Origin of the sequence: Paraburkholderia sp. RL17-373-BIF-A, assembly GCF_046030175.1 — a bacterium.
GTDB lineage: Bacteria > Pseudomonadota > Gammaproteobacteria > Burkholderiales > Burkholderiaceae > Paraburkholderia.
In genome coordinates, this window is sequence record NZ_JARESO010000035.1 from 1 (window position 1) to 18,782 (window position 18,782).

At 60.9% G+C, this 18,782-nt stretch carries 16 protein-coding genes; 6 read left to right on the top strand and 10 right to left on the bottom strand.

Annotated features, from left to right (window positions below; all coding sequences use genetic code 11):
* Window positions 1–147 precede the first annotated feature (147 nt).
* Window positions 148–462, bottom strand: a complete 315-nt coding sequence (locus P0D80_RS32500) for a DUF4148 domain-containing protein (RefSeq protein WP_408177750.1) — start codon at window positions 460–462, stop codon at window positions 148–150.
* Window positions 463–712: 250 nt separating this feature from the next.
* The gene (locus P0D80_RS32505; protein WP_408177896.1) at window positions 713–832 is read right to left on the bottom strand and encodes a LuxR C-terminal-related transcriptional regulator; all 120 of its coding nucleotides are present in this window, start codon (window positions 830–832) and stop codon (window positions 713–715) included.
* Here P0D80_RS32505 and P0D80_RS32510 point away from each other — a divergent pair.
* From P0D80_RS32510 to P0D80_RS32520, 3 genes are all read left to right on the top strand, one after another.
* Complete coding sequence (locus tag P0D80_RS32510; protein ID WP_408290155.1) at window positions 801–1,073, top strand: hypothetical protein; 273 nt, start codon at window positions 801–803, stop codon at window positions 1,071–1,073. The two genes, P0D80_RS32505 and P0D80_RS32510, sit on opposite strands and share 32 nt — an antisense overlap.
* A 38-nt stretch (window positions 1,074–1,111) precedes the next feature.
* On the top strand, window positions 1,112–1,825 hold the full coding sequence (locus P0D80_RS32515; RefSeq protein WP_408177895.1) for a hypothetical protein: 714 nt from the start codon (window positions 1,112–1,114) through the stop codon (window positions 1,823–1,825).
* Between the two features lie 155 nt (window positions 1,826–1,980).
* The gene (locus P0D80_RS32520) at window positions 1,981–3,879 is read left to right on the top strand and encodes a sensor domain-containing diguanylate cyclase (protein WP_408290053.1); all 1,899 of its coding nucleotides are present in this window, start codon (window positions 1,981–1,983) and stop codon (window positions 3,877–3,879) included.
* 88 nt (window positions 3,880–3,967) lie between these two features.
* Here P0D80_RS32520 and P0D80_RS32525 read toward each other — a convergent pair whose 3' ends face one another.
* The 4 genes from P0D80_RS32525 to P0D80_RS32540 form a co-directional block, all read right to left on the bottom strand.
* Entirely contained in the window at window positions 3,968–5,404 is a 1,437-nt protein-coding gene (locus tag P0D80_RS32525) for an MEDS domain-containing protein (protein WP_408290055.1), read from the bottom strand.
* Window positions 5,405–5,739: 335 nt separating this feature from the next.
* Window positions 5,740–6,600, bottom strand: coding sequence for a class I SAM-dependent methyltransferase (locus P0D80_RS32530; protein WP_408177747.1), 861 nt, complete (start codon window positions 6,598–6,600; stop codon window positions 5,740–5,742).
* Window positions 6,601–6,905: 305 nt separating this feature from the next.
* On the bottom strand, window positions 6,906–7,370 hold the full coding sequence (locus tag P0D80_RS32535) for an ester cyclase (protein ID WP_342960057.1): 465 nt from the start codon (window positions 7,368–7,370) through the stop codon (window positions 6,906–6,908).
* Between the two features lie 79 nt (window positions 7,371–7,449).
* The gene (locus P0D80_RS32540) at window positions 7,450–8,760 is read right to left on the bottom strand and encodes a LysR substrate-binding domain-containing protein (protein WP_408290058.1); all 1,311 of its coding nucleotides are present in this window, start codon (window positions 8,758–8,760) and stop codon (window positions 7,450–7,452) included.
* A gap of 459 nt (window positions 8,761–9,219) precedes the next feature.
* Here P0D80_RS32540 and P0D80_RS32545 point away from each other — a divergent pair, with 459 nt between their 5' ends.
* Together P0D80_RS32545 and P0D80_RS32550 are read left to right on the top strand one after the other, a co-directional pair.
* Window positions 9,220–10,275 (top strand): Dyp-type peroxidase, encoded by a 1,056-nt coding sequence (locus tag P0D80_RS32545; RefSeq protein WP_408290151.1) that lies wholly within the window; start codon window positions 9,220–9,222, stop codon window positions 10,273–10,275.
* A complete protein-coding gene (locus tag P0D80_RS32550; protein ID WP_132381679.1) occupies window positions 10,268–11,071 on the top strand; it encodes a family 1 encapsulin nanocompartment shell protein in 804 nt (267 codons plus the stop codon). The genes P0D80_RS32545 and P0D80_RS32550 overlap by 8 nt, the downstream gene beginning before the upstream one ends.
* A gap of 18 nt (window positions 11,072–11,089) precedes the next feature.
* Here P0D80_RS32550 and P0D80_RS32555 read toward each other — a convergent pair whose 3' ends face one another.
* Window positions 11,090–12,079, bottom strand: a complete 990-nt coding sequence (locus P0D80_RS32555) for a LysR family transcriptional regulator (protein ID WP_408290153.1) — start codon at window positions 12,077–12,079, stop codon at window positions 11,090–11,092.
* A gap of 346 nt (window positions 12,080–12,425) precedes the next feature.
* On the opposite strand from P0D80_RS32555, the gene P0D80_RS32560 reads away from it, so the two are divergent.
* Window positions 12,426–13,853: an aminotransferase-like domain-containing protein gene (locus P0D80_RS32560; RefSeq protein ID WP_408290061.1), complete on the top strand. Its 1,428-nt coding sequence runs from the start codon at window positions 12,426–12,428 to the stop codon at window positions 13,851–13,853.
* A gap of 28 nt (window positions 13,854–13,881) precedes the next feature.
* Here P0D80_RS32560 and cydB read toward each other — a convergent pair whose 3' ends face one another.
* From cydB to P0D80_RS32575, 3 genes are all read right to left on the bottom strand, one after another.
* A complete protein-coding gene (gene cydB / locus P0D80_RS32565; protein WP_408290063.1) occupies window positions 13,882–14,889 on the bottom strand; it encodes a cytochrome d ubiquinol oxidase subunit II in 1,008 nt (335 codons plus the stop codon).
* Between the two features lie 4 nt (window positions 14,890–14,893).
* Entirely contained in the window at window positions 14,894–16,282 is a 1,389-nt protein-coding gene (locus P0D80_RS32570) for a cytochrome ubiquinol oxidase subunit I (RefSeq protein ID WP_408290065.1), read from the bottom strand.
* 105 nt (window positions 16,283–16,387) lie between these two features.
* Complete coding sequence (locus P0D80_RS32575) at window positions 16,388–18,667, bottom strand: FdhF/YdeP family oxidoreductase (protein WP_408177742.1); 2,280 nt, start codon at window positions 18,665–18,667, stop codon at window positions 16,388–16,390.
* Between the last annotated feature and the right edge of the window lie 115 nt (window positions 18,668–18,782).

An 18,782-nucleotide genomic window follows, 5' to 3' on the forward strand; every position in this document is an offset into this window, starting at 1 on the left:
GGTGTTGATCTGGTCAGACATGGCTAATTCTCCTTATGTACGACAGCGCTGAGTTGAACGGTGCGCCCGCAGGACACACCGTATGCAGAGTCAAAACATCGCGAGGCGTGGCTGGCAAGAACCCGCGTCATCGAAGCTGACCTTCCGTTATGGCTTGGCGTAGATCGCGCCGAGACCGATCACGTCAGTGTCCGACGCACGCGAGCCCGATGCCGAGCTGCCAGCCGTCGCCGGGCCGTATGACGATGCCGACAGGCCATTTTGTGCGCTCACGCGAGCTTCGGCAGCCTGGATATTCCTGGGATACTGCGTTTCATCGCTCGCGGGGTTATAACCGGCCTTCTCCAACTGAGCGAGTTCCGCGCGGACCTCGGCCCGCGTAAGCGGCTGATTCGATTGCGCGAACGACAGGGCCGGCAGAGCGACAGCAGCAGCGACGATAAGCGATTGAATGACTTTCATGACTTTCACCTCGAGAAAATGTCTTCCACGCAAACGCCCGTTTGCGTTTTCGGTTAGCAAGGCCAGTTCGGCTGGCTTGGAACCATTAGACTCCGTGGACGTATCTGGCTTATGTCGGCAATGCCCGTTGGTGAAACGTTATGTACCCTGCCACGGCGCAGATACATTGCGATACAAAGAAGCAGGGCGACGCAAAGTCGCTCGCCTTCTTGAGATTGCCGAGCCGAATCGGGCCGGTTCAACTTGCCTCTCACTCTTCGCCCATGATGAGCAGAAAGAGTGTTGCCGGGGAGGAAATAGTCAGTTTCCAGTAGAGATTGCGCCGGTGAACCTTGGCAGTGGCGGGTGACACATCCAGTTGCCTGGCCATGTTGCGCCGCTCACTGCCTATCGACACCGACAGCGTCGGCGCGGCGATCACCAATCAGGTTTGTTGTTACCCGAACGCTAATGCCGCCGCGCGTGCTTATATGAAGCCGGCCATCCTCGACGATGAAGCGGTCTATCCTCGCGGTGAGAAGATGCAATCGCTCACTCCGTCATTGCCTTTGCCGACCGAAATCCTTCGCCTGCAAAACAGGGTGTGGACACAGCTCAAAGCGGGACGGTAACTTACAATGCTGCAGATGAGCCCTCATCCACAGCATCGATGCGAGACGTACTGACTTCCTATTTCTGGAGTGGCGACGCCATTCGCAGTCGAAACGTGAGTGACATCGTGCTGTCAGGCACGCTCGATGTGCCTGCGCCCCCGGCTCGAGTGCTCGCGGATTGGGACAGGGAGACGTCGTCGCGCATGGTCCTCGAACCCGGTGACGTCGAGGTCATGCCGTTGGCGCGAACGCAGGTGCGCTGGCCGGACTACCCACGCTGCGTGCGGGCAATATCCGAGTGGACGAGCGCGATCGGCCTGCCCGCAGTGCTTGCGGCCAGTGACATAGCCCTCATGGCCTGCCGCGGCGCAAGGTATCACCATGACGGCGCGCAATACGGCGGTGCGGCTTTTTGCAATCTGTTCCTCAGCGAGGACAAGGGGCTGGATGTGCATTTCCCCGGTACAGGTCATCGCATTCCTCTGACTCGCGGAACGGCGTTGATATTCGACACCGGCCAGCCGCATGGTGTGATCCGGCGCGGCAGCAGCGGCTTTAATGCGGCCGACTTCGCGCCGGATCAGGATTGCACGCAAATATTCCTGACGTGGGAGCTTCCGATCGAAGATGTTCACGTTGCGCGCGCGCTTAACGTTGTCTTCGACATCGCCCCTTCGACCCTGTTGCAAGCGGACGAAGAGCAGGTCTGCGTGAATGGTGAACCGGCCATCGTGTGCCCGGAGTCCGGTCGTTGGCGTCGGGTTGAATGATCGTCGGCGTTTGCGGCGGGTTGGTGTAACTGAGCCTTGCCTCCCACAGGCAACGGCCTCAAGATTGGCCTCCAGGCGGCCGTTAACATAGCGGTAGTTCGATATGCTGCCCGCGGTTGACGGTCCGCGACAGTCGTTGCACAACGAGAATGGTTATGACACGCCCGCGAACCGGGACACGGACGCCCGACATTGCCGTAACCGATGGGTCCGAAGCGCGGACATCACTGCCTCAAGCGCTCATCGTCGAACCGTTGTCCTCGCCGACGTATTGGCAAAAGGGCATGGCCTTGCTCGCCGCGCTGGTGGTGACCGCACTGGCGTTCCTTGCAAGCCGCGGCCTGCGGGCCATGACCGGGCAGGTTGCGCCGATGTGGCTGAGCAACGCCGTGCTGCTCGCTCAGATGATCGTCACCCGGCGGGAACAGCGGCGCTGGGTCTTGTGCGGCGGCACGCTAGGCGACTTCACCGCCAATCTGCTGATAGGACGCAGCCTGCACACGTCGGTCTCGTTCACGTCGGCAGATATGCTTCAGGTCGTGATCGCATTTGCGTTTGCTCCACGCGTGACGACGGTGGCCGAGTTTATCCGGCCCAAAGCGCTCCTCAAATTTCTCTTCGGCGGCGTGCTGCTTGCGTCGGTCGCGTCAGGTATGTGGGCCACGCTTTTGCTCGAGGGCAGAATCGGCCATTTACTTTTGCCCACGCTGGCGCCCTGGTTCATCTCGGATGGTTTGAGCCTCATCATCATCACGCCGGTCGCGATGGTGTTCTGGAGCGGCGAGCTTGCCCGGGTTCTACGTAGCGGCAATCGCTTCAAGACCTGCGCACTGGTGGCGTTGGTGGGCGTCGTGACGAGTTGCATATTCGGTTTGCAGATCAGCGCACCATTGTTGTACTGGGTACTTCCGCCCATTGTGCTGCTCGCGTTTCAGGCCGAAATTGCGGGCGTTCTACTTGGCTTACTCCTGTGTCTCGCGATCGCGCTCTGGTTCACGGCGCACGGTTCGGGGCCGCTCTGGGCTTATCCGTTCGAGAGCATGCAGCATCGCGTTTTCGCTTTGCAGCTGTTTTTCGTCGCCGCCCTCGGCGTGGCGCTGCCGATCAGCGCGATCCAGATGCAGCGCAATCGCATGATCGGGCTCCTGCGTGACGGCGAAAAACGCTTCCGCACGCTGGCGGAAAACGCCACGGATGTCGTGATGAGCATGCAACTCGACGGCAAGCTGACCTACGTGTCACCGCGTGCGTTCGAGGCGTGGGGTCGCGCGCCTGAACAGCTGATCGGCGTGCATTACGCGGATCTGGTCGATGCCGCCGACCGCAATACCTTGGTGGCGATGATCGAGCAGGTCGCGACCGGCCGAGGCGAAGCCTCGCAGATCAGCCGTTTCCCGCGCGACGGCGGCTTGCGCTGGATAGAAACTCATGTGCGTCCGGTGATCGATCCGTTGTCCGGCACATTGAACGGCCTCACCGCGATGGCGCGCGACGTAACGGAACAAAAAGCCATCGAACAGCGCCACGCCGATGAGCGCCGCGAACTGGAAGGCCTCGCGTTCCGCGACAGTCTCACGGGACTATTCAATCGCCGCTACTTCGATCGCGAACTCAAGCAACGCTGCCAGCAGGGTTCGCATACGGAGACTTATCTGGCTGTCGTGATGATCGACGTCGACAACTACAAGAGCTACAACGATCACTTCGGTCATCAGACAGGCGATGAATGCTTGCGCACCATCGCCCGCTCGATAGCGGCATCTTCAGCAAAGTACACCGACCTGGTCGCGCGCTATGGCGGCGAGGAATTCGCCTTGATTCTGGCGCACGCCGAACCGGATCGGGCACTCGCCGTGGCGGAGCAAATTCGCGAGGACGTGGAAAAGCTACGGCTTCCCCATCCGCCGAGCGTCTCGGGCGTCGTCACGATCAGCCTCGGCGTCTGCGCGCAGCGCAGTGACAAGTGTGGCGATGGCAGCACTGTGGTCGCTGCAGCGGACATGGCGCTGTATTCGGCGAAGCGGCTCGGCCGCAACCGCACGTGTGTGGCCTGACGACGCGACGCGTTCATCAATTGCGTGCGGATCAGGCAGGCGTTCGACGTTGAGATAGCGCGTGATTGCTATGCGGCAATGCCTTGCGTCACGGGTGCAACGCAAACCGCTTCGCACTCTTGTGCTTCGGGCGCGATCGTAATGACGGAGTGACCATGCTTGCCAGCGGCAAGCGCACCACGAATTCCGAGCCACGGCCGAGTCCCCCGGAAAACGCCTCGACGGTACCGCCATGGCTCGCGACGATATCGCGAACCACCGCCAACCCGAGTCCATGACCCTTGGCACCCAATGCGCAGCCCGCAAGTCCGCGCTCGTAAGGCTTGAAGATGGTCGCAAGCTCGCCCGGTGCGATGCCGATGCCTTCGTCGCTCACGCTGATATAACAGTAACGCCCGGCGCGGGACGCCGTCACCTTGATCGCATCCGCAGCCGCCGAATATTTGAGCGCATTGACCAGCAGATTGACGAACACCTGGGTCAGCTTGCCGAAGTCGCCTTGCACCCGCAACGGCGCGTCGCTCACCGTCAGTCGAATGGGCGCGTGATCCGGTGCGCCCGCTTCTGCTACCTGAACACAATGCGCGAGCAGATCACCGAGGTCGACCGGCGCGGGATGCACGACCGTTCTCTCGCGCGACGAACATGCTAAAGCGCCCGACGCCGGTTCAAGCGAACCGGCGAACTCCGCATCATCGGGCGCCATCAATTGCTGGGCCAACTGCCCAAGCAGGCTTGCTTGCCGGGAGAGCAGAAGCGCGTACCGCGTCAACTGTTCGTCATGGCCGTACTGGGCGTCCAACAGACGCGCGAGCAGGCCAAGTGGCGTGATCGCGTTGCGGATTTCGTGGCCTATCGTTGCGCCGATCGATGCTTCTTTCGTTTCATCGCTACGCTCGCCAAGGGTGACTACGTTCTCCGAACGCTGCATGGTCTGCGCACGCGAATGCCCGGAGGTCCCGACACGCGGCGGCTCGATCTTCGCATCGTGCAGGCGTTCGATTTCCCGCATCTGCGCAGTGCGAAGCTTTTGCACGCAGTACGTGCACAAACCGATGATCGGCCGCGCGGCAAGCTTCTCCTTCAGCGAGGCTTCGTAATCGAGCAGCGCGACCCAATCGGTGGTTTCGTTGCAGACGGCGTCGCCGGCCACTCGCAGTCCTTCGAAGCCTCGCCCCAGCGCGCCGTTGATCGCCTTCGACCATAAGCCCACGGTAGCGCCGCCGTTGAAGCCTGTTTTAGGCGAGGAGTAGATTTGTGTGCCGTCGAGAATCTGCAATTGGCCCGCGTCGATATAGTCAGCGAGTGCAGGCGCGGTTCGCGTGAGCATATAGCGGGCTTTGTCGGGTCCCAGCAACGCGGGCGCGACCCACACGCCCGCTTCGCGATTGGCGAGTCCGGCATGGAGGAAGTCCGCGGTGACGCTGAGCAATTCGCTCCGCGATTCGTAGAAGTGACACAGATGTGAGCCCCAAGAGAGGGCTCCAAGCGCGGGAAAACCGCTTTTGCGCGTTCCGGTGGTCATCGTTTCCCTGAAAGTGCGTGGGTCAAGAACCACAGTCGCGCTAGGTTTTAACAATGGCCCGCGCGCTCGAATATAAATGTCACGGCACCTCCCGCGTCGGTCCGGCGATCCTGAAGGACAGGAAGCGAAACTGCCGCGTTGTTGCTCGATATTTGGGATTCAGCAGGATTTAAAATTACGCGAGGGGAGATTTTGAATGAATAGATATTTTCCCTAGGCATGTTTTTTGACGCGAAAGTGCGTCTGGTCATATACGCGTCAATCTCGATTGGCATACGACTTGGGGACGTGTGGTCAGCCGCGCACTCATGTCGAGTCGCAAAATGCGAGCGCAGCTATGTGCTTGCCACAAGCAATTCCTCCGCATTGTTTGGCGGACGCAGACCGTCCGTCCTGCCCGCGAAGTAGCGCTGGGTAAGATCGGCCGCCGAAACGTGCCGTGCCTCTCTAAAGCCGGCTTCATGGGCCAGCGCCAGCATCTCCGGCGGAGTGAAGAAGCTGAGAAAAGGTGTGCCGCTTGCTCGCGCGCCCTTCTCCGCCATCTCGAGCCCGGGACGTACCTCGGGGTCCGCCAGTTCCAGCGGGAGCAGGAACGTCATGGCGAGCGTCGACCCTGAGGCGAGCGTCGCAACCTGGCGCAGCGCGGCCGCGTTCGCGTCCCTGGTCAGATACATACTGACACCCGTGGAGACCACGATTGCCGGCTTGCTTTCATCGAAGCCGGCAATCATCAACTCGTCCCGCCAGTTCCGGCCCGCCTCGAAATCGACCGGCACGAAGCGCAGCCAGTCCGGGACGCCGAAGCCGAGTTCGATCAGGCGCTGACGCTTCCACGCTTGAGGACCTGGCTGATCGATCTCGAACACCTTGAGGCGCGAGGCGATCTCCGGCCTGCGCTGTGCGAAGCTGTCGAGGCCGGCACCGAGAATGACATACTGACTCAGCCCTCTCCCGGCCTGTTCCACGACCAGGTCTTCGATGAAGCGAGCCCGTGCCACGATCGAAGCGCGAAAGGGCCGCGTGAACTGCGGGTCCATGTCGCCGCGGGCACGCCAGTCCTCATCCGGAGCCAGCAGCTCGAGGCCGATTTCGTCTTCCAGTACATGCGGCGGCGGGTCGGCCTCGACATGCAACGCACGCCACAAGGCGACGCGCGCCGCTGTGCTGTCTGGCGCCACATCTCGCATGTCGTTCATGACTTTCAATCCCGTTTGTTCGTTCTCGGCCCCGATTCGCCATCGCGCAGAAGCACCTGCCGCGCTCCTGTCGCCCACAACAGGCTATGATGGAGAAGTGGGTATGACGAGCCGATGACGAGGGACAGCGTGTCACAGACAAGCCCTGATCGCAAGACGACGTTTAGCAAACGCCTCTTATGGTTCGTTGGATTGTGGCTGCTCGGCGTCGCCGGGGCAGTGTTGCTCGCGTTGCCGTTTCGTCTTCTGATCGCCGCGGCAATGCATTATCAGCACTGAGACGCTGCCGATACACGGTGCCTGCATCAAGGTCGTTCGAGCATTTTTGGCAACTGTCCAAGCTGTCGAAACAGCGATAGCCAGTCCTCGAGGTGCCAGGTTTTCTCGATCAAGTTCCCACGCATCTGATGGAAAGAATGAATCGCGAATTTCACGTGCTTGGAACTCGCGTCAATGCCGAGCAGTTTCCCTGTTTGCGTGCCGCTGATCTCCGCGCGAACACCAATCCGGTCTCCATGCACCAGCAAGTCGAGTATTTCGACTTTCATGTCCGGAAGCGCTGTCGCAATGTCATGGAACACCTGCACCATTTGACCGGGTCCGTGAGTGGCGCCGCGGGGCTCCGGAATGTACTGCCAGTCGGGGGTGACGACCTTCGCCAACAACTCGACGCTTTTCTGCTCGAACGCTCGATAGAAACCTTCAACCGCTTCACGAGCCGCCACTTCGTCGGTACCTGAGGTCATGATCCGTTGCTCCTGAAGATGCAAGTCACCATGTTAGACCGAATCATCTCCGGCAGCTTCAGGCATTCGCGTGACAAGCAAGTATCCCGGCGCGCCCCGTTCATTATCGGCCGAGTGGTTTGCGAAAAACACTTCCGCCATAGCCGAGCACGATATTGTCGACTTCAAACGGTGACGCTTCCTGCGCCTCGAGGATGAACGCTACGCTGCCGGCGGTGAGCTTGCTCGCTATCGATGCGACCAGTTCATTATCGAGCGTCTCCTTGATCGCATGCCCAGCGAGGCCGCCGCTCGCCCCGACAGTGAAGCCCACTATCGCGCCGGCCGGTCCACCGAGCATGCCGATCAGGCCACCAGTCAGCGCGCCGATCACGGTCCCCCAAAACGGCCGCGTGTACTTGTCGAGCACGTTCAGTTGACCTATGGCGTCTTTTTGCACCAACACGCCGCTCTCGATCTTGAAACCGAGGTCTTTTTCCTCGAAGTTCCTGAAATCCCGCCCCGCTCTTTCGGCTACGTCAACGCGGTCGAAAACCGCGACGATCAACTGTTGTGCCATTTGATAGCTCCTCAGATCGCAAACGTTATCTGTCAAAGATAGCGACTTTCGAAAAGCGCGCCACTTTTTTGTTTTCGATTCCTGGCATCGATCGAAATGGGAGGGGGTTGCCGCGCGCGCTCCCCGGAGAAGTTCCGGCACGCACTTCAGCAGCAGCGCCACGATTAGCCGTACCGGCGTCGGCACCTCACGTTGTGTTTGAGTCAACAGATTCAGCTCGAAAGGCGGCACGTCAAAATCCGGCAACAGACGAACCAGCCGGCCGGCCACGCGCGCGTCGACGCACGCCGGCTCTTCCAGCACGCCAATGCCCGCACCCGCGACGATCATTTCATACATGGGCCGCCAATGACTGCTCTTCACCGCGGTATGGATCGGAGCACTCTCCACGGCACTCCCCAGCCTCCTGAGCGGCAACTGGTCCGTGCCGAACATGCCCCGGACTCGAATGAACGGATGTTTTGCCAGGTCGGACGGCTCGCTGATCGGACCATGCTGATCCACATAGCCCGGTGCGGCAACGAGAACACGCCCAACCTGCCCGAGTCGGCGGATAATGAACGCCCCTTCTCCGACTTGCCCGAGACGAAAGGAAATATCCGCGCCGTCCGCCCCAGGATCGGCGATCCTGTCGTTCAGCACGAGTTCCAGATCCAGTTGCGGATAGGTTGCACACACAAGCGCCAATGCCCTCGGCACGACCGTCTCGCCGAAGCAGTGAGGCGCCGCGATGCGAACCACGCGAGGCCGCTGGTATACGTCGGCTTTTCTCTTCGGCTTGGACTCGCTCATGCTGTCGCTCCAATCCGTAGCATGCAATCGACCCGTATCCGACGTCGCTCGGTGGCCGCTCATTGCATCTATATCTATTTGCAATGCGAACGAATTACCCCCGTCCTTTTGCCAATCCGATAGACAGGCTCGATGGATTGCCTTCCTACCGGCGGATAGTAGCGATGTGACAGTGGAATGAAAAGCCGCTCGACCCGATATGAAGTATCGAAAGGAGCAGCGGGTGCTGGCGCCGGATCAACGTAGAATTTATCGCATGCCGAAGACGGCGCGCAGTTTCCACAAAGTACCCGCTCGGTATAACATCTGTGGGCGTGATGGACGTCAACCGTGTCACGCGTGTTGCGCCCTCCTGGTGACGAGGCAAGGCGGTACGCATGCCCGAGGTGGCGCGCAACAGCTAACGCGCTTCAATCATTCAAACGAAACTCGCGCCCGCCTCCGGCATGTGAAACGCGTAGGCGGAACGACATGGGTTCTACTGCTGTCGGAACCCGTAACGGTCTCTCAACACTCAAGCCGATGCCCAACGAAATCCCGGAACCGCAAGCAATTTGTAATGACGTCTCCCGCAGCGCGATCTTCATTGTCGCGACCGTCGCGAACGACCGCGATCAGGAGGCCAAGGTGCGCGAATGGTGCGGCGACATTGCCGCCCTCGTGCGCGCGGTCGGCAAGCGGGTGCCTTCCGGCAATCTGTCGTGCGTCTGCTCCTTCGGCTCGCACGCGTGGGACAGGCTGTTCGGCGCACCCCGGCCCGCCCTGCTGCACCCGTTCCGGGACATCGGCGAAGGCGAACGGCGCGCGCTGGGAACGCCGGGCGATTTCCTGCTGCACATCCGCGCCGATCACATGGATCTCTGCTTCGAGCTCGCCACGCAGTTGCTCGGCGCACTCGGCGACGCGGTCACCGTGGTCGATGAAGTTCACGGTTTCCGCTACTTCGACATGCGCGACATGGTGGGGTTCGTCGACGGCACCGAGAACCCGGCAGGCCGCGCCGCCGACGAATACACGCTCATCACCGAGGATCCGGGATTCGAAGGCGGCAGCTATGTGCTGGTGCAGAAGTACCTGCACGACATGGACGGCTGGAACGCGCTCTCCGTCGAGACGCAGGAGCGCATCATCGGTCGCAAGAAACTGTCCGACGTCGAGCTCGACGCAGCGGTCAAACCGTCGTCGTCGCACAGCTCGCTGACCACGATCACCGAGAACGGCAAGGAAGTGAAGATCTTGCGCGACAACATGCCATTCGGCCGCCTCGGCGCGGGCGAGTTCGGCACCTACTTCATCGGCTATGCACGTTCCCCCGCGCCGATCGAGCAGATGCTGGAGAACATGTTCATCGGGCGGCCGCCGGGCAATTACGACCGGCTGCTCGACTATAGCCGCGCCGTCACGGGCGGCCTCTTCTTCGTGCCGTCGGCCACCTTGCTTGAGGAGCTCGCGGACCGCGATCCGCCGAGCGTCACGGCCGCCATCGAATCACAGCCTGAACCCTCTTCGCCCGCCGAGCCGCGCCACGACGGCTCGCTGAATATTGGCTCTCTCAAGGGAATCTCCCAACATGAATAACCTGCATCGCGAGCTTGCCCCCATCTCCAGTGCCGCCTGGTCGCAGATCGAAAACGAAGTGGCCCGCACGTTCAAACGCAGTGTTGCCGGCCGTCGCGTGGTCGACGTCAAGGGTCCCGGCGGAACCGAATTGTCAGGCGTCGGCACGGGGCATCAGATCGCGATTACCGCGCCCCAACAGGGCGTCGCGGCGAAGCTGGCGGAGGTCAAGAGTCTCGTTCAGTTCACCGTGCCGTTCGAGTTGCAGCGCGATGCGATCGACAGCGTGTTACGCGGCGCGAACGACGCCGACTGGCAGCCCGCGAAAGACGCAGCGAAAGAGCTCGCCTATGCCGAAGATCGCGCGATCTTCGACGGATATCAGGCTGCGGGGATCGGCGGGATTCGCGAAGGCTCGTCGAATCAGCCGCTCGCGCTGCCCGCCGACGTCGGCGACTATCCGGACGCGATCAGCAATGCGCTGGAAGAATTGCGGCTTGCCGGCGTGGACGGTCCGTATTCCGTGCTGCTCGGCGCCGACGCCTACACAGCGCTCAGCGAGGCGCGCGATCAGGGCTATCCGGTGATCGAGCACATCAAGCGGATCGTGAACGGCGACATCATCTGGGCACCGGCGCTGACGGGCGGCAGCGTGCTCTCCACGCGAGGCGGCGACTTCGAGTTGCACCTCGGTGAAGATCTCTCGATCGGCTATCTCAGCCATACCGACACGGTAGTGCGCCTCTATCTGCGCGAGACGCTGACGTTCCTGATGTTGACGAGCGAAGCGTCGGTGTCGTTGACGCTCGCTGAATAAGCGCGGGTCGTTGCGGGCTCAGGCTCGTAACGACTGTTTCAGCAGCGCGGAGTCGGCGTTGTCGGCCAGTACTTCAAGACCAGGGGCCAATTTTCCGCACTCGACGTGCACTCTCTCGAGGATTTCCGGCGTGCACTGTTTCAACATCGTCACAATCAGGCGTACCCGCGGCGGCACCGGACGTTGCGCCTGAATCAGCACATTGACGTCGAAAGGCAGCGCGTCGAATTGCGGCAGCAGACGAACCAGCCGTCCCTCCGCGAGCGCCTCGACGCACGCCGGCTCTTCCAGCACGCCAATGCCCGCACCGGCGACGATCATTTCATACATGGGCCGCCAATGACTGGTCTTCACCGCGGTACGGATGGGGGCACTCTCGACGACGCTCGCCTGATGTCTGAGCGGCAACTGGTCCGTGCCGAACATGCCCTGCACGCGAATGAACGGATGTTTTACTAGGTCGGAGGGCTCGGTGATCGGACCATGCTCGCTCAGATAGGCCGGCGCTGCAACGAGCACACGCCCGACCTGCCCGAGTTGGCGGGCAATGAACGCCCCTTCTCCGAGTTGTCCGAGACGAAAGGAAATATCCACGCCCTCCGTCACGAGATCGACGATCCTGTCGTTCAGCACCAGTTCCAGATCCAGTTGCGGATAGGCCGCCCGTACGAGCGTCAACGCTTCCGGCACGACCGTCTCGCCGAAGCAGTGAGGCGCCGCGATGCGAACCGTGCCTCTGAGCGCCTGCTCGTCGTTCGACACGTCCGCGACCGCCTGCTCGACGGCCCAGAGAATCCTCTTGCTACGCTCATAGAAGGTGACACCTTCGGGCGTGCAATTGAACGCACGTGCACTACGCAGCAAGAGCCGGCAGCCGAGATACGCCTCAAGCCGCTCGATGCGTTCGCTCGCGGCGGGCTGCCCGATATTCAGATCCCTGGCCGCGCCGGAAATGCTCTCGCGCTCCACCACTCTCACGTAAATGCGCATGGCTTCGAGCAGATTCATCATCCCCCGCCTCCCTTTGCGCCGGTCCTGCGTGACGCCAACGGCGAAGCGTCGGAACGCTGATGGCGTGCGTGGCGGTTTCCCTTCAGATTGACGTCTTGCATGTATTGGCTCCAGTCTTCACGCATCGACAGACCCCTGTTTCAGGGCCTCGCGAACATGCGTTCGATGGAGAACAGAGTAAAGCTGGGCGGTCGACCGCAGAGTGCACAAATCGGCCCGGCTGGCATCAGTACAGTTCTGCTAGGATTTGCGCACCGGACGGCGGCACGTCCGCGCGAGCGCGTGTCAGCCAGCGGAGTGGCCGGTGCAACTTGCCGCTGCGAAACGCCAGGGAAATCGTCCGATGAATCTCTATGAGAAGCTTGCAGACGACATCGAAAAGCTGATCCGGCAAGGCGTCTACAGCCACGGTGAACGCCTGCCGTCGGTGCGGCAGACCAGTCAGCAGCATCGGATCAGCGTAACCACGGTCATCCGCGCCTACTTATTGCTTGAAAGCCAGGGGCTGCTCACGAGCCGGCCGCAATCGGGCTATTTCGTCAATTTCCGCGGCGACGGAGGCGAGCGGAAGACACTCGAACTGCGCCCATCGAAACCGATTCCAATTTCGTCGCCGGTCGACGTCAGCCGGCTGGTGCTTTCCACGCTGCGCTCGATCGGTGTCGACGACGCGGTGCCGCTCGGCTCGCCCTACCCTGATGCGAGCCTGTTTCCCTTCGAGAAGCTCAATCGCTACGCTTACGATGCGGGGCGAGGCAAGACACGGTGGGGCGTGACCGACGCGCTGCCGCCGGGCAATGCGGCACTGGTGCGCCAGATTGCGCGTCGCTACCTCGAAAACGGTATGGCCGTCGATCCCAACGAGATCATCGTCACGGTCGGCGCAACCGAGGCGATCAATCTGTGCCTGCAGGCCGTCGCCAAGCCAGGCGATACGATCGCAGTCGAGTCACCCACGTTCTACGCGATGCTGCACGCGATCGAACGGATGGGCATGAAGGCGATCGAGGTGTCCACACATCCCGAACACGGTATCGACATCGAAGCGCTTGCGGCGATCGTGGAATCGCACACGGTCACCGCCTGCATGGTCATGCCCAATTTCCAGAACCCGCTGGAGTTTCTGATGCCCGACGAGCGCAAGCGCGAGCTCGTCGACTACTTGACGAAGCGGGACATACCGGTCATCGAGAACGGTGTCTACAACGAGTTGCACTTCGATAGCACGTATCCGAGCACGTTGAAGTCCTACGACACGAAGGGATTGGTGCTTCACTGCGCGTCATTTTCGAAGACCCTCACGGCAGCGTACCGGATTGGTTGGGCGATGCCGGGCCGCTATCGCGATCAGGTCGAGAAGCTCAAGTTTCTGAACACGTTGACCACACCGGCCATTCCGCAACTGGCGATCGCGGAATTTCTGGAGCGCGATGGTTACGAGCATCATCTGCGGCGGCTTCGGAAAATGTATGCGCAGCAGGCGAAGCTGATGAAGGCGACCGTGTCGCGTTTCTTCCCTGAAGGTACGCGCATGTCCAATCCCGCGGGCGGCTACGTGCTGTGGATCGAATTGCCGCCCAAGGTCGACGCGATGCGGCTTTATAAGCTGGCGCTCGAACAGGGCATCACGATCGGACCGGGCTATATGTTCTCGATCTCGGAGACGACCTACCGGAATTTCATCCGCCTGAATTACAGCAGCCCCTGGTCGAGCGAGATCGAACAGGCCGTGATTACCGTCGGCAAGCTTGTTGTCCTGTGCGGCCGCTAACCGCCGTGCCCGTGCAACCTTTCTACCCTCAGTGATAGCCGGCATCCCCTTCCCGCACCTTGCCGCGAAACACACGGTACTGCATGGCGTTGTAGACGAGAATGACCGGCAGCACGATCACCGTGCCGACCAGCGTAAAGAGCTGGCTCGAATGACTCGACGATGCTTCCCAGATCGTCAGCGAAGGCGGCACGATGTTCGGCCAGATACTGATGAGCAAGCCGCTATATCCGAGAAAGCACAGCCCAAGGGTGAGCAGGAACGGCAGCGCTTCATGCTGAAGGCGAAGCGACCGAAAAATACCCCACACACACGCGACAACAAGAATCGGCACCGGCATGAACCAGCCGAGATAGCCGCTCCCGAACCAGCGATGCTCGACCGCCGGCAATCCGATCACGGTCCAGAGACTCACCACGAAGATTATCCCCAGCAGCACGATCACCAGCGGCCGCATGACCTCGCGAATCTTGCGCTGCAGTTCGCCTTCCGTCTTCAGGATGAGCCAGCCGCAGCCGAGCGTCGCATACGTAAAGAGCACCCCGATTCCGCAGAACAGGCTGAACGGTGACAGCCAGTCGAACGGGTCGCCGGCGAAACGGTCATCAACGATCTTGATGCCTTGCAGCAGCGACCCCAGCACGATGCCCTGGCAGAGCCCCGCGAGCGCGGATCCGGCAATGAAGGCAAGATCCCACGCATGCTGGGTCCGCGTGGCCTTCGCGCGCAATTCGAAAGCCGCCCCGCGGAAGATCAGGCCGACGACCATCAGGATCAGCGGCAGATAGTTCGCCGGCAGCAGCGTCGAATAGACGACCGGAAACGCGCCGTATAGCCCCGCGCCGCCGAGCACGAGGAATGTCTCGTTGCCGTCCCAGACCGGCGCGATGGTATTCAGCATCACTTGCCGATCGGCTTTTTCCTCGAAGAACGGAAACAGCAGGCCGATACCGAGATCGAAGCCATCCAGCATCACATAGATGAAAACGCCGAGTCCGATGATCGCAGCCCACACAACCGGAAGATCGATTTGCATGGCGTCACTCCCCTTCCAGTGCGTCCAGCGGACGATTGCGCAACACCGGGTGCTTGACCGACTGGCGGGCGTCGACATGTTCCTCTGGTCCGCGCTTCATCATCTTGAGCATGTAGTAGACCCCCATACCGAATACCAGGAAGTACACCAGCACAAAGATCAGCAGTGAAACGCCCGCTTGCTGGGCACTGACCGGCGAGAGTGAGTCTTCAGTGCGCAGCACACCGTACACCGTCCAGGGCTGGCGGCCGACCTCCGTCGTGACCCAGCCGGCCAACAGCGCGACGATTCCCGACGGGCCCATGCACAGCACGAAAACCTGATACCACCGCGTCTCGTAGAGACGGCCTTTCAACCTGAGCAGCAACCCTAGCAACGCGGTCAACAGCATCAACATGCCGAGGCCCGCCATGATCCGGAAGGTCCAGAAGATGATTGGCGAATACGGCCGGTCTCTGGCGGGAAACTCCTTGAGCCCGCGGATTTCTCCGTCCCAGCTATGGGTCAGTATGAGGCTGCCCAAATGCGGTATTTGCACCGCGTAGCGCGTGACTTCCGCTGTCATGTCGGGCAGACCGACCAGATTGAGCGCCGTGCCGCCTTTCTCGGTTTCCCACAGGCCCTCTATGGCCGCGATCTTGGCGGGCTGATATTCGCGGGTGTTGAGGCCGTGCGCATCGCCGACGAAAATCTGGATCGGCGTCAGCAAAAGCAGAATCCACAGCGCCATCGAAAAACTGCGCTTGATGGGGCCGTCGCGCCGGCCATGCAGCAGATGCCACGCCCCGCACGCGGCGACGATGAAGCCCGCGACAATAAACGCGGCGATGGTCATATGCGCGAGCCGGTACGGGAATGATGGATTGAAAATCACCTTCATCCAGTCGACCGGCACGATCCGGCCGTTCTCCATGGCGAATCCTTGCGGCGTCTGCATGAAGCTATTCGAGGCGAGAATCCAGAACGTGGAGATCAACGTGCCGACCGCCACCATCAGCGTGGCGAAAAAGTGCGCGCGTGGACTCACCCGCTGCCAGCCGAACAGCATGACGCCGAGAAAGCCGGCTTCGAGAAAGAATGCCGTCAATACTTCATAAGTCAGGAGCGGCCCCGTGACGTTGCCGGCAATGGTGGAAAATCCGCTCCAGTTGGTGCCGAACTCGTAGGCCATCACCACGCCCGACACCACGCCCATGCCGAAGCCGACCGCGAAGATCTTCGACCAGAACAGGAACATGTCCTTGTAGACCACGTCGCCGGTCAGCAGCCAGCGCCACTCCAGCACGGCGAGGAAACTGGCCATTCCTATACTGATCGCGGGGAAAATAATGTGAAATGAAACCGTGAACGCAAACTGCAACCTGGCGAGGTGGAAGGCGTCGAAGATTTCCATGATTGATCAGCGGCTCCAGGTGATAGCGGCATTTGCTGGTCCCCCCGTGTGTCGATCGACTGGACGCGCACGCCCAGTCGATCGACCCGTCAAACTCGCCGGCATTCAGGCTTGCGCCGCGCGCGAAACATGAACAGGAACCGACTTGTACGACGGCGTGCCGCTTTCCTTGTCGATGAAGTCGAGCGGCACCAGCACGTTTGCTTCCGGATAATACGCCGCCACCGATCCTTGTGCGATGCCATAAACAATTGCCGTGATGTTCTTCAGGCAAAGCTTCCTGCCCGATGAAATAGTTTCGATATCGACCAGATCGCCATGTTCGAGTCCGCGCGCCGCGAGATCGGCTTCATTCATGAACACCACGTCGCGCCTGCCGAACACGCCCCGGTAACGATCGTCGAGGGCATAGATCGTGGTGTTGTACTGGTCGTGACTGCGGATCGTGATGAGGCGCAGCACATTTTCAGCGCCGTATACGTCGGCGTCTTCCTTCACTCCGCCGTAGACCGAGAACATCGCTTTTCCGGACGGCGTGTGCCACACGCGTTCGGTTGGAGGAAGCGGCAGACGGAATCCGCCCGGCGTTCTGATTCGCGCATTGAATGCTTCAAAACCCGGCACGGTCTGTTCGATCAGATCGCGAACCTTGTCGTAATCGGCAACCAGTTCCTGCCAGGCGACCTTGCTGTGGGGCAACGTCGCCCGCGCAATACCCGCGATGATCGCCGGCTCGGACAATAGGAATTCGGAGGCGGGCTTGAGTTTTCCGGACGAAGCATGGACCATCGACATGGAATCTTCGACCGTGATGGATTGGCGGCCGCTTGCCTGGATATCGAGTTCCGTGCGGCCCAGGCACGGCAGCACATAGCTTTCCTTCGCCACTAACAGATGCGAACGATTGAGCTTGGTCCCGAGGTGAACGCTTAGATCGAGTTTAGCCATGGCTGCAAAAGACTGCTCCGAATCGGGCAGCGCGACCGCGAAGTTTCCGCCCAGGCAAAGCAGCGCCTTGGCCGAGCCGTCGATCATCGCCTGCATCGCCTGAACGGCATCGTGTCCGTGTGCCTCGGGCGGTTTGAAACCGAGCACATCCTCGATCTGTTTCAGGAAAGTGCTGGAGGGCTTTTCGGTTATGCCTACGGTCCGGTTTCCTTGCACGTTCGAATGTCCGCGCAAAGGACAGATGCCCGCGCCGGGTTTGCCAAAGTTTCCGCGCAATAGCAACAGATCGGCGATCAGGCGGACGTTGGCCGTGCCTTTATTGTGCTGGGTCACGCCCATTCCGTAAGTGACGATGGTCGCATTCGATTTGGCGTAGGCAATCGCAACCTGTTCGAGATCGGACCGGCTCAGTCCGCTTGCCGTTTCAATATCGTCCCACGCCGTAACTTCCAGATCAGCGGCGAACGCGTCGAAATTTTCCGTGTGCGCGGCGATGAATTCATGGTCCAGAACGTTGCCTTCCTCGGCCTCCATCGCCAGCAGCGCCTTCATGATGCCCTTGAGCGCGGCGGCGTCACCGCCGGCGTCGACCTGAAAATACGTCGAGGCGATTCGGGTCGAGCCGTACGTGGCCATTTCAAGCAAGTTCTGCGGGTCCGCAAATCGTTCGAGTGCGCGCTCGCGCAGCGGATTGAAGACGATGATGGGCACATTGCGCCGCGAGGCTTCATGCAACGTGCCCATCATCCGTGGATGATTGGTGCCGGGATTGTGGCCGATCGAGATGATGAGTTCGGTCTCGTCGAAGTCTTCCAGCGACACCGTGCCTTTGCCGATCCCGATCGACTGCGGCAATCCCACGCTGGTGGGCTCGTGGCACATGTTGGAGCAATCCGGGAAATTGTTGGTCCCGTACTCTCGTGCGAACAACTGGAAAAGGTAGGCGGCCTCGTTCGACGCCCTGCCCGACGTGTAGAACTCGGCCTGATCGGGAGAGGACAGCCCTTGAAGCACTTGCCCGATACGAGCGAAGGCGTCACCCCATTCGACGGCGCGAAACTTGTCCGTGTCGCGATCGTAGACAAGCGGATGCGTGAGCCGGCCAAGATCTTCGAGTTCGAAATCGGATCGTTGCAGCAGCGACGACACCGTGTTGTTCTGGAAAAACTCCGGCCCCACGCGCTTGGTCGTGGCTTCCCATGTGACCGCTTTGGCGCCGTTCTCACAGAACTGGAAGGTGGACTTATGCTCCTTGTCCGGCCAGGCGCAGCCCGGACAATCGAAACCGTCGGGCTGATTGGTCCGCATCAGCGTAATCGGCGCTTCGATGCTCTCCATCTGTTGCCTGATGGCTTGAGCTGTCGCCCGCAGCGCGCCCCAACCTCCAGCGGGTCCGTCATACGGCCGGATTCCCGGCACTTCGCGTCGCGTGGTCATATGAGACTCCGTGAACCGTCCCGGGAGTCCGGGAACGGTCCTGTCGAGGGTTACGCCATCGTGTTGCGCTCAACCGTTCATATCCGCCAGGCCGAGCGCCGCCGCACTGCCGCCA

Coding starts and splice junctions, on each gene's coding strand:
- P0D80_RS32540 (WP_408290058.1), bottom strand. CDS start 8,760: ATGAGCGGCCACCGAGCGACGTCGGATACGGGTCGATTGCATGCTACG.
- P0D80_RS32555 (WP_408290153.1), bottom strand. CDS start 12,079: ATGAATCTGCTCGAAGCCATGCGCATTTACGTGAGAGTGGTGGAGCGC.
- P0D80_RS32530 (WP_408177747.1), bottom strand. CDS start 6,600: ATGAACGACATGCGAGATGTGGCGCCAGACAGCACAGCGGCGCGCGTC.
- P0D80_RS32560 (WP_408290061.1), top strand. CDS start 12,426: ATGAATCTCTATGAGAAGCTTGCAGACGACATCGAAAAGCTGATCCGG.
- P0D80_RS32520 (WP_408290053.1), top strand. CDS start 1,981: ATGACACGCCCGCGAACCGGGACACGGACGCCCGACATTGCCGTAACC.
- P0D80_RS32515 (WP_408177895.1), top strand. CDS start 1,112: ATGCGAGACGTACTGACTTCCTATTTCTGGAGTGGCGACGCCATTCGC.
- P0D80_RS32575 (WP_408177742.1), bottom strand. CDS start 18,667: ATGACCACGCGACGCGAAGTGCCGGGAATCCGGCCGTATGACGGACCC.
- P0D80_RS32570 (WP_408290065.1), bottom strand. CDS start 16,282: ATGGAAATCTTCGACGCCTTCCACCTCGCCAGGTTGCAGTTTGCGTTC.
- P0D80_RS32545 (WP_408290151.1), top strand. CDS start 9,220: ATGCCCAACGAAATCCCGGAACCGCAAGCAATTTGTAATGACGTCTCC.
- P0D80_RS32550 (WP_132381679.1), top strand. CDS start 10,268: ATGAATAACCTGCATCGCGAGCTTGCCCCCATCTCCAGTGCCGCCTGG.
- P0D80_RS32525 (WP_408290055.1), bottom strand. CDS start 5,404: ATGACCACCGGAACGCGCAAAAGCGGTTTTCCCGCGCTTGGAGCCCTC.
- P0D80_RS32500 (WP_408177750.1), bottom strand. CDS start 462: ATGAAAGTCATTCAATCGCTTATCGTCGCTGCTGCTGTCGCTCTGCCG.
- cydB (WP_408290063.1), bottom strand. CDS start 14,889: ATGCAAATCGATCTTCCGGTTGTGTGGGCTGCGATCATCGGACTCGGC.
- P0D80_RS32505 (WP_408177896.1), bottom strand. CDS start 832: ATGGCCAGGCAACTGGATGTGTCACCCGCCACTGCCAAGGTTCACCGG.